Annotated in this window: 14 protein-coding genes and 1 pseudogene; 10 read left to right on the top strand and 5 right to left on the bottom strand. The window is 73.4% G+C overall.

The window, feature by feature from the left end:
- Positions 1 to 467 precede the first annotated feature (467 nt).
- Entirely contained in the window at positions 468 to 1,256 is a 789-nt protein-coding gene (locus tag Srubr_RS04215; RefSeq protein ID WP_189998597.1) for an MBL fold metallo-hydrolase, read from the bottom strand.
- A gap of 93 nt (positions 1,257 to 1,349) precedes the next feature.
- Here Srubr_RS04215 and Srubr_RS04210 point away from each other — a divergent pair, with 93 nt between their 5' ends.
- The gene (locus tag Srubr_RS04210; protein WP_189998595.1) at positions 1,350 to 1,952 is read left to right on the top strand and encodes an ABATE domain-containing protein; all 603 of its coding nucleotides are present in this window, start codon (positions 1,350 to 1,352) and stop codon (positions 1,950 to 1,952) included.
- Positions 1,953 to 1,960: 8 nt separating this feature from the next.
- On the opposite strand, the pseudogene Srubr_RS04205 reads toward Srubr_RS04210, so the two are convergent.
- A pseudogene (locus Srubr_RS04205) lies at positions 1,961 to 2,166 on the bottom strand (IS5/IS1182 family transposase); the annotation flags it as partial.
- 450 nt (positions 2,167 to 2,616) lie between these two features.
- On the opposite strand from Srubr_RS04205, the gene Srubr_RS04200 reads away from it, so the two are divergent.
- From Srubr_RS04200 to Srubr_RS04170, 7 genes are all read left to right on the top strand, one after another.
- Complete coding sequence (locus Srubr_RS04200) at positions 2,617 to 3,393, top strand: HipA family kinase (RefSeq protein ID WP_189998593.1); 777 nt, start codon at positions 2,617 to 2,619, stop codon at positions 3,391 to 3,393.
- Positions 3,390 to 3,839: a DUF3037 domain-containing protein gene (locus tag Srubr_RS04195; protein ID WP_189998591.1), complete on the top strand. Its 450-nt coding sequence runs from the start codon at positions 3,390 to 3,392 to the stop codon at positions 3,837 to 3,839. The genes Srubr_RS04200 and Srubr_RS04195 overlap by 4 nt, the downstream gene beginning before the upstream one ends.
- Positions 3,840 to 3,986: 147 nt before the next feature.
- On the top strand, positions 3,987 to 4,748 hold the full coding sequence (gene fabG / locus Srubr_RS04190; RefSeq protein WP_189998589.1) for a 3-oxoacyl-ACP reductase FabG: 762 nt from the start codon (positions 3,987 to 3,989) through the stop codon (positions 4,746 to 4,748).
- A gap of 22 nt (positions 4,749 to 4,770) precedes the next feature.
- Complete coding sequence (locus tag Srubr_RS04185) at positions 4,771 to 5,532, top strand: SDR family oxidoreductase (RefSeq protein WP_189998588.1); 762 nt, start codon at positions 4,771 to 4,773, stop codon at positions 5,530 to 5,532.
- A gap of 188 nt (positions 5,533 to 5,720) precedes the next feature.
- A complete protein-coding gene (locus tag Srubr_RS04180; RefSeq protein ID WP_189998587.1) occupies positions 5,721 to 7,298 on the top strand; it encodes an ABC transporter substrate-binding protein in 1,578 nt (525 codons plus the stop codon).
- Between the two features lie 97 nt (positions 7,299 to 7,395).
- Entirely contained in the window at positions 7,396 to 8,079 is a 684-nt protein-coding gene (gene ung / locus Srubr_RS04175; protein ID WP_189998585.1) for a uracil-DNA glycosylase, read from the top strand.
- 393 nt (positions 8,080 to 8,472) lie between these two features.
- Positions 8,473 to 8,982: a hypothetical protein gene (locus tag Srubr_RS04170; RefSeq protein WP_189998583.1), complete on the top strand. Its 510-nt coding sequence runs from the start codon at positions 8,473 to 8,475 to the stop codon at positions 8,980 to 8,982.
- Here the strand turns inward: Srubr_RS04170 and Srubr_RS04165 are convergent, their stop codons facing one another.
- Positions 8,983 to 9,603 (bottom strand): TetR/AcrR family transcriptional regulator, encoded by a 621-nt coding sequence (locus Srubr_RS04165; RefSeq protein WP_189998581.1) that lies wholly within the window; start codon positions 9,601 to 9,603, stop codon positions 8,983 to 8,985. It lies immediately after the preceding gene.
- A gap of 75 nt (positions 9,604 to 9,678) precedes the next feature.
- Here Srubr_RS04165 and Srubr_RS04160 point away from each other — a divergent pair, with 75 nt between their 5' ends.
- Both Srubr_RS04160 and Srubr_RS04155 read left to right on the top strand, forming a co-directional pair.
- On the top strand, positions 9,679 to 10,857 hold the full coding sequence (locus Srubr_RS04160) for an FAD-dependent monooxygenase (RefSeq protein ID WP_189998580.1): 1,179 nt from the start codon (positions 9,679 to 9,681) through the stop codon (positions 10,855 to 10,857).
- A gap of 10 nt (positions 10,858 to 10,867) precedes the next feature.
- Entirely contained in the window at positions 10,868 to 11,779 is a 912-nt protein-coding gene (locus Srubr_RS04155; RefSeq protein WP_189998577.1) for a Gfo/Idh/MocA family protein, read from the top strand.
- Here Srubr_RS04155 and lnt read toward each other — a convergent pair.
- Together lnt and Srubr_RS04145 are read right to left on the bottom strand one after the other, a co-directional pair.
- A complete protein-coding gene (gene lnt / locus Srubr_RS04150; protein WP_189998576.1) occupies positions 11,697 to 13,271 on the bottom strand; it encodes an apolipoprotein N-acyltransferase in 1,575 nt (524 codons plus the stop codon). The two genes, Srubr_RS04155 and lnt, sit on opposite strands and share 83 nt — an antisense overlap.
- A 109-nt stretch (positions 13,272 to 13,380) precedes the next feature.
- Positions 13,381 to 13,857 (bottom strand): nuclear transport factor 2 family protein, encoded by a 477-nt coding sequence (locus Srubr_RS04145; RefSeq protein ID WP_189998574.1) that lies wholly within the window; start codon positions 13,855 to 13,857, stop codon positions 13,381 to 13,383.
- Between the last annotated feature and the right edge of the window lie 2 nt (positions 13,858 to 13,859).

Below are 13,859 nucleotides of genomic sequence, written 5' to 3'. Positions count from 1 at the left end.
CGCGGGGCACGGGTGACCGGGGGCGGCGCACCCAAGGCCGGCACCGTCGCGCCGACGCGGCACGGCGCCGGTACGCCGTGCGCCGGCGAAGGCCGGACGGGAGACGCGGCCCGCGTCGCTGAGGGTGCCGCCGGTCACAGCGGCGCCTACCCGGGTGCCGAGGCCGGCTCGCCCATGAGCCGCGTGGCGCCGCCGTAGACCACGGGCTCCCGTACGGGCTCCTCGGCGCAGGCGCTCGGACACGCCTCCTGCAATGCCGTCACTCGGGCTGCCCAAAAAATGGACGGCCGGGGCAAATGCTGGAACAGGTCACCGCGACTCGCTACATCGCATCGAGACGCGGAGTGCTGGAAGGACATGGCACGGCGCAGGGGACGCCGCGAGGGGTTGCTCCCAGGGTCGGGGCTCGGCGTGTGGGGAGCCCCGACCCTGATGCGAGGTCTCGGTTCCTGAGTGGCGGTCCGGGCTCAGGCGCGCTGCACCCAGTCCTGGTCCAGGCGGTCGGTCAGGCCCGCGGCGGCGAAGGCTGCCTCCAACTCGTCGCGGCCCTCGGTGAAGTGGGCCCAGCTGTCGTGGTGGACCGGGACGACGCGGCGGGCGTCGAGAATCCGGGTGGCCTCGGCGGCCTGGGCGCTGTCCAGGACGATCAGGTTGCCGTCGAAGAGCATGGGGAAGCGGGGGGCGCCGGCGAACAGGAGGGCGGTGTCGATCGGGGCGAAGCGGTCGGCGATCTCCCTGACCGCGTCGAGCGAGGCGTTGTCGCCGCTGACGTAGACCGTCGGCAGGCCCTCGCCCGTCAGGACGAAGCCGACGACCTGGCCGGCGATGGGCTCGACCTCCTCACGCGCGCCGGGGCCGTGGATGGCCGGGACCCCGGTCACCGTGATGGTGCCGCCACCCGGTCGCTCCAGCTCGATCGACTCCCAGTCGGCCAGGCCCTTGGCCTTCGCCCCGAGGCGCTCGCCGCCGCCGGGGGTGGTGAGGGTGAGGGGGACGTCGGCGAGCAGGGCGCGGCCGGAGGTGTCGAGGTTGTCGGCGTGCTCGTCGTGGGAGAGCAGGACCACGTCGATGGGGCCGAGCTCGGCAGGGGAAGTGGTGGAGGGGGCGGTCTTGGTCAGGGTCGGTCCGGGCGAGGCGTAGTCGCCGGGGCCGTCGAAGGTCGGGTCGGTCAGGAAGCGCAGGCCGCCGTACTCGAACAGGGCGGTCGGACCGCCGAACGTGCGGACCGGGAACTGGTTGGCGTTGAGCTGGGACATCACGTCTCCGTTTGTCACGAAAAAAACCTGCGATTAACGTGATTCCAGGCTAGGCAGGCGTCACGGAAAAACGCAAGCACTACCATGAGAGGCATGGACGACACCCTGGCCACCGACGTGGCACCGACCGCCCTGCCCCCGGCACCGGGTGCCGACCGGTACCGCTCCCTGGACTTCGCCGACACCGCCGCCACCCTGCCCGCCGGCCAGAGCTACGACCTGCTCGCCGCCCCGGAATCCGCCATGCGCTGGCTCGCCGCCCACGACCTGACCACCCCGGACGTGCAGCTGTACGAGGTGTGCGCACAGCGGATGCGCACGCTGCGCGCCCACATCCGCGCCCTGTTCGCCGCCCGCGTCGACACCACCACCCCGCCCGAGGAATCCCTGCGCGCGGTGAACGAGGCCCTCACGGCCGTGCCCACCGCCCCCCTCCTCGCCTGGGACGGGGCCCGGGGGCTGCGCCGCGTCCAGGCGCACCCCACCGACCAGGCCGTCAACCACGCACTGGCGACTCTCGCCGCCGACGCCGCCGACCTGCTCACCGGCCCCGACGCCGACATCCTCGCCGCCTGCGGATCGGCCCCCTGCGACCGGTTCCTCCTGCGCACCCACGGCCGACGCCACTGGTGCTCCACACGCTGCGGCGACCGTGCCCGCGCCGCCCGCGCCCGGCGCAGCGGCGCCTCGGACTGACGCACCTGGAGCCAGGCGAAAGCGCGCTCGACCACCCAGCGCACCTTGCCCAGTCCGGAGCCGTGGGAGACGCCGCGCTTCCACAGCAGGCGGCGGTACTTGTCGAAGTCGTATCCCCGGTCGGCGTACGGATGCCGGGTTTGCGGCGGGGGCGTCCCCGCAGGCCCCGGATCGGCGGGACGGCGTCCAGCAGAGGCAGGAGCTGGGTGACGTCGGGTGAGGCCGATGCTCTCTCATGCCCAGCGTGCTGAGGGCTCGCGTCGGCCTCGGTTGCTGCGCTGTACGGGTCGGGGCGTCGGAGTCCTGGGGGAGGAGGACCTACCCGTACTGGGTGCTCGGGGCGGGTGAGCTGTTAGGACTCGTCGCCCCCAGGGGGCGAAGCAGTGGGTGGTGGCACCGACGTCGGAGGACCCGTAGTGGCGCCGGCGCGATGGCACGGGCGTCCCTCCCTGGCTGTCACGCTCGGTTACTATGCTCACTTCGTGCCTTGAGGCTGGTGCCAAGGGCCTACGGCGATCCATGGACTGCTGGGGAGGAAGGGACGCGAGCGTGCCAGTCGAAACTCCCCGGATTCTCCCCAGGGCTCATCGTGGACATTAGCCGGGACGCAGCGCCTCAATGGCGGCCGTGGAAAGCAAGGCCAGTGACTGGGGAGCCTTCGAAATTGCTGAGAGAAGTCATCGCGACCCGCTACATCACACCTCTGCGTGAGGGCGGATCGCTGCCGGGGCTGGTGGAGGGCGACGATCTCCGCACCTACGTCATGAAGTTCACCGGCGCGGGACAGGGCCGCAAGACCCTGGTCGCCGAGGTGGTGTGCGGTGAACTCGCCCGGCGGCTCGGGTTCCGCGTACCCGGGCTGGTCACCCTCGAACTGGACCCCGTCCTCGGGCTCGGCGAGCCCGAACAGCAGGTGCAGGACCTGCTGCGCGGCAGCGGCGGCACCAACCTCGGCATGGACTTCCTGTCCGGCGCCCTCGGCTACGACCCGCTCGCCTTCCCGGTGAACCCGGAGGAGGCCGGCCGGATCGTGTGGTTCGACGCGCTGATCAACAACGTCGACCGGTCCTGGCGCAACCCCAACCTCCTGGTGAGCCGTGGGGAGTTGTGGCTCATCGATCACGGCGCCACGATGATCTGGCACCACAACTGGCCCGGCGCCGAGGCTTCGGCGGCCCGCCCCTACGACGCCTCGGACCACGCCCTCGCCCGCTTCGCCCCGGACGTGCGCGCCGCCGCGGCCGACCTCGCCCCCCAGGTCACCGAGGATCTGCTCGCCGAGGTCACCGCCGAGATCCCGGACGTCTGGCTCGACGGTGAGCCGGGCTTCGACACCCCGGACGAACTGCGCCGGGCCTACGCGCGACCGCTGCTCGCGCGCGCGGCCGTCATCGCCGAGCGGATCACCGGCCTCGGCACCGGAACCGAGGAGGGCAAGTGAGCGAGCGGCACATCCACATGGCCGGCCATGTCACCGAACGGCACATCACCCGGGCGGGCCAGGGCGGCGACCGGGACGTGTTCGAGTACGCGCTGCTGCGGGTCGTGCCCCGGGTGGAGCGCGGGGAGTGCGTCAACGCGGGCGTGGTCGTCTACTGCCGCGCGCGGGGCTACCTCGGCGCCCGCACCCACCTGGACGAGGCCCGGCTGCTCGCCCTGGACCCGGCCGCCGACGTGGCCGGGGTGCGCGCCGCGCTCGCCGCGATCGAGCGCACCTGCGCGGGCGGTGAACAGGCCGGACAGGCGGCCGGCGACGACGCGGGCCGCCGCTACCGCTGGCTGGTCGCGCCCCGCTCCGCCGTCGTCCAGCCCGGCCCCGTGCACACCGGACTGACCGCCGACCCGGCCGCCGAGACGGAGCGCCTGCTGAACCTCCTGGTGAGGTAATCGATCACACCGGCCGAGGTTGCCGTTGACACCGCGTGCCAGGGCTTCTAGCGTCACGGGTGGAGAAGGTACTAAGCGGTCGCTCACCGCACCGGAGGGCCCTCTCCGAGGGTCCGACAGGTTCTCTCAAGGGCGAGGAGAAACAGCATGTCCACCAACGAACAGCGGGTCGCGGTAGTCACCGGCGCGGCGCGCGGCATCGGCGCCGCCACCGCCGTACGGCTGGCCGCCGAGGGCCGCGCGGTCGCCGTGATCGACCTCGACGAGGCCGCCTGCAAGGACACCGTCGAGAAGATCACCGCGGCCGGCGGCAAGGCCGTCGCGGTCGGCGCCGACGTCTCCGACGAGGCGCAGGTCCAGGCGGCCGTCGCCCGAGTCACCGAGGAGCTGGGCGCTCCCACCATCCTGGTCAACAACGCGGGCGTGCTGCGCGACAACCTGCTGTTCAAGATGAGCGTGTCCGACTGGGACACGGTCATGAACGTGCACCTGCGCGGCTCGTTCCTGATGACCAAGGCCGTGCAGCAGCACATGGTCGAGGCCGGCTGGGGCCGGATCGTCAACCTCTCCTCCTCCTCGGCGCTCGGCAACCGCGGCCAGGTCAACTACTCGGCCGCCAAGGCCGGTCTCCAGGGCTTCACCAAGACCCTCGCCATCGAGCTGGGCAAGTTCGGCATCACCGCCAACGCCGTCGCCCCGGGCTTCATCGCCACCGAGATGACCAAGGCCACCGCCGAGCGCGTCAAGATGGACTTCGAGGACTTCAAGAAGGCCGCCGCCACCCAGATCCCGGTGCAGCGCGTCGGCGAGCCCGAGGACATCGCCAACGCCATCGCCTTCTTCACCGGCGAGGCGGCCGGCTTCGTCTCCGGCCAGGTGCTGTACGTCGCCGGCGGACCGCTCGACTAGGGAATCCAGGGGTAGCACGGACATGACTGAACTCCCGGAGCTCTCCGGCAGGGTCGCGATCGTCACCGGCGCCAGCCGCGGCATCGGCTACGGCGTCGCCGAGGCGCTCGTCGCCCGCGGCGACCGCGTCTGCGTCACCGGCCGCGGCGAGGACGCCCTGAAGGAGGCCGTCGAACGGCTCGGCGCCGAACGGGTCATCGGCGTCGCCGGCAAGGCGCACGACCTCGCCCACCAGACCGAGGTCGTCGAGCGCACCATGGCCGCCTTCGGCCGGGTCGACTTCCTCGTCAACAACGCGGGCACCAACCCGGTGTTCGGCCCGATCGCGGACCTCGACCTCGACGTCGCCCGCAAGGTCTTCGAGACCAACGTGGTCTCCGCCCTCGGCTTCGCCCAGAAGACCTGGCACGCCTGGCAGAAGGACAACGGCGGCGCGATCGTCAACATCGCCTCGGTCGCCGGCCTGTCGGCCTCGCCGTTCATCGGCGCGTACGGCGTGAGCAAGGCCGCGATGATCAACCTGACCCAGCAGCTCGCGCACGAGTTCGCCCCTCGGGTACGGGTCAACGCGATCGCCCCGGCCGTGGTCAAGACCAAGTTCGCGCAGGCCCTGTACGAGGGCCGGGAGGAGGAGGCCGCGGCCGCCTACCCGCTGGGCCGGCTGGGGGTGCCCTCCGACATCGGCGGCGCCGCCGCGTTCCTCACCTCCGCGCAGTCCGACTGGATCACCGGTCAGACGCTCGTCGTGGACGGCGGCATCTTCCTCAACGCGGGAGTCTCCTGACCGACTCTTCCGGGCGCCCGGTTTCCGGACGGAAGGGCGCCCGGAAGACCGCCCGGTGTCCGCCTGGCGGACTGACAACGTCGTCAGCGCGGGATCGATCAACTGGCCCTGTTCCAGGGGAGGTTCAGGGCGCGAACGCTGCGGTATGGTCTGCCGACCCTTGGTGTGGCGGATCGAGGAGCGTGCGCGTGTTCTACCGGTACCGGTTCCTGCGGAGAGTCGCGGCGATCGCGTCCCTGTCCCTGGCCGCCGGCTGCGGCCTGTTGTCCGACGGCGACCCCGGCGACCAGGAGCCGATCGTCGTGGGTACCACCAGCGCCCCGAGCACGCTGGACCCCGCCGGAGCCTGGGACGGCTCCTGGGAGCTGTACCGCAACATCTTCCAGACGCTCCTCGCCTACCCGTACGGCGCCACCACCCCCCAGCCCGACGCCGCCCGGACCTGCTCCTTCACCGACTCCACGAGCCGCACGTACCGCTGTCAGTTGCGCGCCGGCCTGAAGTTCGCCGACGGCGACCCGCTGACCGCCGAGGCCGTCCGGCACTCCATCGACCGCATCCGCGCCATCAACGCCCAGGGCGGCCCCGCCGGGCTGCTCGGCAGCCTGGACCGGGTGGAGACCTCCGGTGACCGCGACATCGTCTTCCACCTCAACAAGCCCGACGCCACCTTCCCCTTCGTGCTGGCCACCCCCGCCATGTCCCTGGTCGACCCGGACGACTACCCGGCGAACTCCCTGCGCGAGGACACCGACGTGCACGGCTCCGGGCCGTACGAGCTCCAGTCCTACGAGGAGGGGGAGCGGGCCGTCCTGGTCCGCAACGACAACTACCAGGGCTTCGCCAAGCGGCAGAACGACGCGGTGACCATCCGCTACTTCGAGGACTCCGCCGGCATGGTCGAGGCGCTGCGCGACAAGCGCGTGGACGTCACCTACCGCGGACTGGCCGCCGACGACATCGTGGCCCTCCAGGAACACGACGACGAGGAGCTGCAACTGGTCGACGGCGCCGGCACCGACATCAGCTACCTGGTGTTCAACCCCGCGGACCCCTGGGCCGGACGGCTCGCCGTGCGCAGGGCCGTCGCCCAGCTCGTGGACCGGGGCGCGATCGCGCACAAGGTCTACAAGGACACCGTCGACCCGCTGTACTCGATGGTCCCCAAGGGGCTGACCGGCCACGCCACCGGCTTCTTCGACGACTACGGCGAACCGAGCGTCGCCAAGGCCCGCAAGATCCTCGCCGACGCCGGCATCACCCGGCGCGTCCCGCTCACCCTCTGGTACGCCACCGACCGCTACGGCTCCGAGACCGGCCTGATGTTCCAGGAGCTCAAGCGGCAGCTGGACGGCTCCGGCCTGTTCGCCGTCACCCTCAAAAGCCGCCCCTGGAAGAGCTATGTGGCCGGCTTGCAGAAGCACGAGTACCCGGTGTTCGGACGCGGCTGGTTCCCGGACTTCCCCGACGCGGACAACTTCATCGCGCCGTTCGTCGGCGAGCACAACGCGCTCGGCACGCCCTACCCGGCCAAGGAGATCACCGGCCGGCTGCTGCCCCACGCGCGCGCCGAGAGCGACCGCGCCGAAACGGTCGAGGACATGGAGGCCGCCCAGCGGATCATGGTGGACGACGCCCGGCTGCTCCCGCTGTGGCAGGGGCGGCAGTACGTGGCGGCCAGCGTCGACGTCTCCGGCGGCGAACAGGCCCTGGACCCCTCGACGATCATGATGATGTGGGCGCTGCACCGCAAGACCAGCTGGTGAGACCCCTCGCGGCACCCGTTGTCAGTGGTCGCCTGTAGGTTCTGAAGCCTGGAAGTGACCGCACGCGGTACCTGACCGACATCGTGAGGACGTTGACGTGACCGACATCGCCATGCTGCCCGAGTCCTGGCGCGGGGTTCTGGCCGATGAACTGCAGCAGCCCTACTTCAAGGAGCTGACCGAGTTCGTCGAGGAGGAGCGGGCGAAGGGCCCCGTCTACCCGCCGCGCGAGGAGGTCTTCGCCGCGCTGGAGGCGACGCCGTACGACCGGGTGAAGGTCCTCGTCCTCGGCCAGGACCCGTACCACGGCGAGGGCCAGGGCCACGGCCTGTGCTTCTCGGTCCGCCCCGGGGTGAAGACCCCGCCGTCGCTGCGGAACATCTACAAGGAAATGCACGAGGAACTGGGCCTGCCCGTCCCGGACAACGGCTATCTGATGCCGTGGGCCGAACAGGGCGTGCTGCTGCTCAACGCGGTCCTCACGGTCCGGGCCGGCGAGGCCAACTCGCACAAGGGCAAGGGCTGGGAGAAGTTCACCGACGCCGTGATCCGCGCGGTGGCCTCCCGCCCCGACCCGGCGGTCTTCGTCCTGTGGGGCAACTACGCGCAGAAGAAGCTCCCGCTGATCGACGAGACCCGGCACGTGGTGGTCAAGGGCGCGCACCCCTCGCCGCTGTCCGCCAAGAAGTTCTTCGGCTCCCGCCCGTTCACGCAGATCAACGAGGCGATCGCCGCGCAGGGACACGAGCCGATCGACTGGCGCATCCCGAACCTGGGCTGACGGAAGCGCGGGGCGGGGCCGCTTCCGGGGCGCGGCCCCCGCGACTTCCCCCGCTGCGGCCCCGTGACTTCCGCGGGCGCGGCCGTCGCGACTGCCCCGGGGTACGGGGAAACCCGGGGCCGGCGACCGCGCGTACGGCCGGCGACCCCACGCCCGCGCTCGGCGACCCCGCACTCGCGTTCGGCCCCGCCGTATCCGCGCTCGGCGACCCCGTGCCCGCGTTCGGCCCCGCCGTATCCGCGCTCGGCCACCCTGCGCCCGCGTTCGGCCACCCCTCACCCGTGCCCGGCCCCCCACCCGGCCACCGGCCCGTCGGCGCCGCCTGTCCGGGAAACCGGTCCGCGCCGGTTAGCGTCGGGAGCGGCAACAACCGGCGACGACCCGGAGGGCACCGTGGTGGAGCGACAGGAGCAGACGGCGCCGGACGCCGTGCTGACGCGGATCGGGCAGGTCGTGATGTTGCACCACGGCGGCGACCGCGAGGAGGCCCGCAGCCGCTTCCTGGACCTGTGGGCGGAGATCGGCGAGGACGGCGACCCGCTGCACCGCTGCACCCTCGCCCACTATCTGGCCGACACCCACGACGACCCGGTGGACGAACTGGCCTGGGACCTGCGGGCGTTGTCGGCGGCCGAGGAGCTGACCGACGGCCGCGCGGGCGGCGACCCGGCCGGCGTGCGGGGCTTCCTGCCGTCCCTGCACCTGAACCTGGCCGCCGACTACGCCAAACTGGGCCGCGCCGAGGCCGCCCGCAGTCATCTGCGCCGCGCCCGCGGCGCCGCCGGCGCCCTCGCCGACGACGGCTACGGCGCGGGGGTCCGGTCCGCGATCAGCCGGCTGGCGCTGCGGCTGGGGGAGGACGGCGAGGGCGACGAGGGCCGGCCCGCCGCCGTCGGGCGCTGATCAGGAGCGTCCCGCCCGGTCCGCGCCCCCCAGCAGACCCGCGAGCAGCTCCCGCAGCCCCGCGCGGATCTCCTCCAGGCCCGGAGTGCGGTTGCCGAAGGAACCGGCCGCACAGGAGAACATCAACCCGTCCGCCCAGGCCACCAGGGACAGCACATGCCGGGCCGGGTCGGGTGAGCCCGCGGCGGTGAGCAGCGCGGTCAGCTGTTCCTGGAAGACGGCGCCCGTCCGGTCGTAGAAGGCGCGCAGCTCCGGGCGGCGGGTGGCCTCCAGGGCCAGTTCGTACCGGGCGATCAGCAGATCCCGGTGGCGGCTGAGGGAGCGGTGGACCGCGAGCGCCAGCCCCTCGGCCAGCGCGTCCGGCCCGTCGCCGGGGGCCGGCAGCTCCTCGAGGGCCAGCACGCGGGCCTCCCGCTCGGCGTGCCGTCGTACCGCCAGTTCCAGCAGCGCCTGCCGGGTGCGGGCCACGTTCGAGGTGGAGCCCGGCGGCAGCCCGGCCGCCTCGTCCACCGCCCGGTGGGTGAGCCCGCGCATGCCGCGCTCGGCGAGCAGGGCGAGGGCGGCGTCGGCGACGAGGACGGCACGCGAGGTGCCGGGCGTACTGGAGCTGTCCACGGACATGCGGCGACCCTACCCCGCTCACTACATCCGTAGTACGCTCGCGTGTACTACAGGTGTAGTTGGCGAGGAGGGGTCATGACCACACAGCCGGCGCGCGCGGTCGTCATCGGCGGGGGAATCGGCGGCCTGACGGCCGCTGCCGCCCTGCACCAGCGGGGCTGGGCCGTCACCGTCCTGGAACGCGCCCCGTCCCTCGAACCCGTCGGCGCGGCCATCTCCCTCGCCCCCAACGCCCTGCGCGCCCTGGACGTCCTCGGCATCGGCGACGAGATCCGCGACCTGGCCGCCTGGCAGGGCGACGGGGGCCTGCGCACCCCCGGCGGACGCTGGCTGTCCCGCTCCAACGCCGAGGCCGCCGCCGCCCGCTTCGGCGGCCCCCTGGTCCTGCTGTCCCGGACCACCCTCGTCGGCCGCCTCGCCGCCCTGCTCCCGCCCGGCGCCCTGCGCACCGCGGCCACCGCCACCCTCGCCGACCCCGGCGACCGCACCCGCCCCGCCCGGGTGGCCGTCGGCGCGGACCAACTGGAGGCCGAACTGGTGGTCGGCGCGGACGGCGTCCACTCACGGGTGCGCCGCGCCCTGTTCCCCGGCCACCCCGGCGCGGTCTACGCCGGCTTCACCACCTGGCGGATGCTGATCCCGCTGCCCGGCGCCGAGTTCGCCTCGCACGAGACCTGGGGCCGCGGCCACATCTGGGGCACCCACCCCCTCAAGGACGGCCGCGTCTACGCCTACGCGGCGGCCACCGTCCCGGCCGGCGCGCACGCCCCCGACGACGAGCGGGCCGAACTCCTGCGCCGCTACGGCGACTGGCACCACCCGGTCCCCGCCGTGCTCGCCGCCACCCGCCCCGAGGACGTGCTCCGGCACGACGTCCACCACCTCGCCCGCCCCCTGCCGGCCTACCACGCGGGCCGCACCGTGCTTCTCGGCGACGCCGCCCACGCCATGCCGCCCACCCTCGGCCAGGGCGGCAACCAGGCCGTCGAGGACGCCGTCGTCCTCGCCCACCACGCCACCGACCTGCCCGCCTACACCGCCGACCGGCTCCCGCGCACCACCGCGATCGCCCGCCAGGCCGTCCGCGTCGCCCGCCTGAACATGGCCGGCGGCCGGACCGTCACCGCCGTACGGAACGCGGTCGTGGCGGCCCTGTCGGCCACCGGGCCGGCGCTCTTCCTGCGCGGCTTCGACGACATCGCGACCTGGCGGCCCCCGTATGCTTCCGGCAGACAAGCCGCAGGCCAGCGATAGGGGAGAGCACGTGAAGGTCGGCTGTATCGGACTCGGGGACATCGCGCAGAAGGCCTATCTGCCGGTGCTCGGCACCCAGCCGGGAGTCGACCTGCACCTCCAGACCCGCACCCCCGCCACCCTGGAACGGGTCGGGGACAGCCTGCACCTGCCGCGCGACCGGCGGCACACCACCCTGGACTCGCTGCTCGACTCCGGCCTCGACGCGGCCTTCGTGCACGCGCCCACCGCCGTCCACCCCGAGATCGTCACCCGGCTGCTGGAGGCCGGCGTCCCGACGTACGTGGACAAGCCGCTCGCCTACGAACTCGCCGACTCCGAACGGCTGGTCGCCCTCGCCGAACGGCGTGGCGTCTCGCTGGCCGTCGGCTTCAACCGCCGCCACGCACCCGGCTACGCCCAGTGCCTGGACCACCCCCGCGAGCTGATCCTCATGCAGAAGAACCGGACCGGGCTGCCCGAGGAACCCCGCTCGATGATCCTGGACGACTTCATCCACGTCGTCGACACCCTGCGCTTCCTGGTGCCCGGCCCGGTCGACGACGTGACGGTGCGCGCCCGCGTCGAGGCCGGGCTGCTCCACCACGTGGTGCTCCAGCTCGCCGGCGACGGCTTCACCGCGCTCGGCGTGATGAACCGGCTCAGCGGCTCGAACGAGGAGCTCCTGGAGGTGTCCGGGCAGGACACCAAGCGCCAGGTGGTCAACCTCGCCGAGGTGATCGACCACAAGGGGCAGCCCACCGTGCGCCGGCGCGGCGACTGGGTGCCGGTGCCCCGCCAGCGCGGCATCGAGCAGGTGGCCCTCGCCTTCCTCGACGCCGTACGGGACGGACGGGTGCTCAGCGCCCGTGACGCGCTGGCGACCCATGAGCTGTGCGAGCGGGTGGTACGAGAGGTGCGGGACCGCCACGGCGCGTCCTGACCGCCCGCACCCCCTCGGCCACCCCCAGCACGCCCAGCACCAGCAGCGCGCCGTGCGCCGGCCAGTCGCCGTGGCGGACGTACGGCGTGACACCGTGCGCGAGCGGTACGTCGTAGACCCGCGCGGTGCTCGTTCCGGTGCCGAGCCACGGGCCGAGGCGGCGCCCGTCCGGGCCGTAGACCGCCGAGACGCCGGTGAGGGTGGCGTGCACCATCGGGCGGCCGGTCTCGGCGGCGCGCAGCGCGGCCAGCGAGGCGTGCTGCTCCGGCGCCCAGCTGTGCTGGAACGTGGAGGTCGAGGACTGGCCGAGGAGGACGTCCGCGCCGTCGTCGGCGAGGTGCCGGCCCAGGTCCGGGAACGCGGTCTCGAAGCAGATCAGCGGGCCGATCCGCAGACCGTGCCCGACGTCCGGCACGGTCTGCCGGGTGCCGCGGTGCCGGTCCTCGCCGGCGGCCCGGCCCACCGAGGTGGCCCAGCCGAGCAGCGAACGGGCCGGTATGTACTCGCCGAACGGCACCAGCCGCATCTTGTCGTACCGGTCGCCGGTCGGGCCGTCCGGGCCGACCAGCACCGCGCTCTTGTAGATGCCGGGCCGGTCGGAGCGGCGGGCGTCCACGTTCACCAGCACATCGGCGCCGGTGGCCCGGGACAGCGCGGCCAGCCGCCGGGTCAGGTCGGGCCGGTCGTCCAGGTCGAAGCCGACGCTGGACTCGCCCCACACCACCAGGTCGACGTCCTGCCCGGCGAGCCGCCGGGTCAGCCGCTCCTCCAGGTCGAACCGCCGCTCGGCGCTGTCCCGCCCGGCGACGACGCCCGGCTGTACGACGGCGATCCGGGCCCGCCCGTCCACCTCCGGGCGCGGCGCCCACACCCACCCGGCGGAGGCCACGGCGGCCGTCGCGGCCAGCGAGGCGACGGCCGGCACCCGGGAGGCGGGCACCGATATCAGCACGGCCGCCGCCACGTTGACGGCCACCACCAGGAAGCTCAGCAGCCACACCCCGCCGACCGAGGCCAGCCGCAGCGCCGGAGCCACCTGCCACTGGCTGGCGCCCAGCATGCCCCACGGCCCGCCGAGCCCCTGCCAGGACCGCACCAGCTCCACCGCCAGCCAGGCCGACGGCAGCACCAGCAGCGCGACGGCACCCCGGCCCGCCGACGCGGGCCCGCCCAGCAGCCGGCGCACCAGCCAGCCCCACGGCAGCCACAGCACGCCCAGCAGCGCGGCTATCAGGAAGATGAACACGTGCAGGTTCGGCAGCAGCCAGTGGTGCACGGCCAGCAGGAAGCCGAAGCCGCCGCACCAGCCGTCGTACGCGGCCCGCCGCCCGGTCGGCGCCGACCGGGCCAGCAGCAGCCACGGCACCAGGGCGACGTACGCCCACCACCACAGGGAGGGGGCCGGAAACGCGAGCACGGGCAGCGCGCCGCACAGGGCGGCGGCGGCCGAACGGCGCCAAGGGGAGGTCAGCCAGCGGTCGATCGTCCTCATAGGGAGCCTCCCTACCCAGCCGATGCCTCCAGTGTGCGCGGGGGCCTCGCGGGCGTGCGCGTGCGGCGGCCGGGCGGAACGGGCGCTCGTGGCCGCGGACGGCCGGCCGTCACGGCGTGCCGGGCGGTCCGGCCGGCAGGCGGCGCCACTTCTCCTGGACGACGACCTCGCGCAGGCGCCAGCCGTCCGCTGTGCGCAGCAGCCCGAAGTCGTACCGGCCGCCGCACACCAGGTCCGGGGCGGCGGAACCGGCGGTGCCGGCCAGGCGCATGGGGTTGAGGTAGTCGGCGCGCAACCGGGCGGTGTCACCGGTGTCGTGCTCCAGGACCCCGAAGCGCACCTGCCGGTTGACGATCAGGTGCTGCCGCATGGCGAACCGGGCCAGGCTCTCGGCGAGCCAGGCGGCGACCCGCCCCGCGTCGCCCTCGATGCCGCCCGCCGAACGGTAGTCGGCCCGCCCGTCCGCCGTGAACAGCCCGTGGTACGCCGCCCAGTCGCCGTCGTCCAGCGCCACCGCGTACGCGGTGACCAGGTCCTCCACGGCCAGCCGGTCCCTCACGGTCGCGAACTCCGCACGCTGCGTCATCG

The organism is Streptomyces rubradiris, assembly GCF_016860525.1.
Lineage (GTDB): Bacteria > Actinomycetota > Actinomycetes > Streptomycetales > Streptomycetaceae > Streptomyces > Streptomyces rubradiris.
The sequence above is the reverse complement of the archived record's forward strand: the minus strand, read 5'-3'. Positions and strand labels throughout refer to the sequence as shown.

Coding starts and splice junctions, on each gene's coding strand:
- Srubr_RS04160 (WP_189998580.1), top strand. CDS start 9,679: ATGACCACACAGCCGGCGCGCGCGGTCGTCATCGGCGGGGGAATCGGC.
- Srubr_RS04185 (WP_189998588.1), top strand. CDS start 4,771: ATGACTGAACTCCCGGAGCTCTCCGGCAGGGTCGCGATCGTCACCGGC.
- Srubr_RS04215 (WP_189998597.1), bottom strand. CDS start 1,256: ATGTCCCAGCTCAACGCCAACCAGTTCCCGGTCCGCACGTTCGGCGGT.
- Srubr_RS04165 (WP_189998581.1), bottom strand. CDS start 9,603: ATGTCCGTGGACAGCTCCAGTACGCCCGGCACCTCGCGTGCCGTCCTC.
- lnt (WP_189998576.1), bottom strand. CDS start 13,271: ATGAGGACGATCGACCGCTGGCTGACCTCCCCTTGGCGCCGTTCGGCC.
- Srubr_RS04210 (WP_189998595.1), top strand. CDS start 1,350: ATGGACGACACCCTGGCCACCGACGTGGCACCGACCGCCCTGCCCCCG.
- fabG (WP_189998589.1), top strand. CDS start 3,987: ATGTCCACCAACGAACAGCGGGTCGCGGTAGTCACCGGCGCGGCGCGC.
- Srubr_RS04145 (WP_189998574.1), bottom strand. CDS start 13,857: ATGACGCAGCGTGCGGAGTTCGCGACCGTGAGGGACCGGCTGGCCGTG.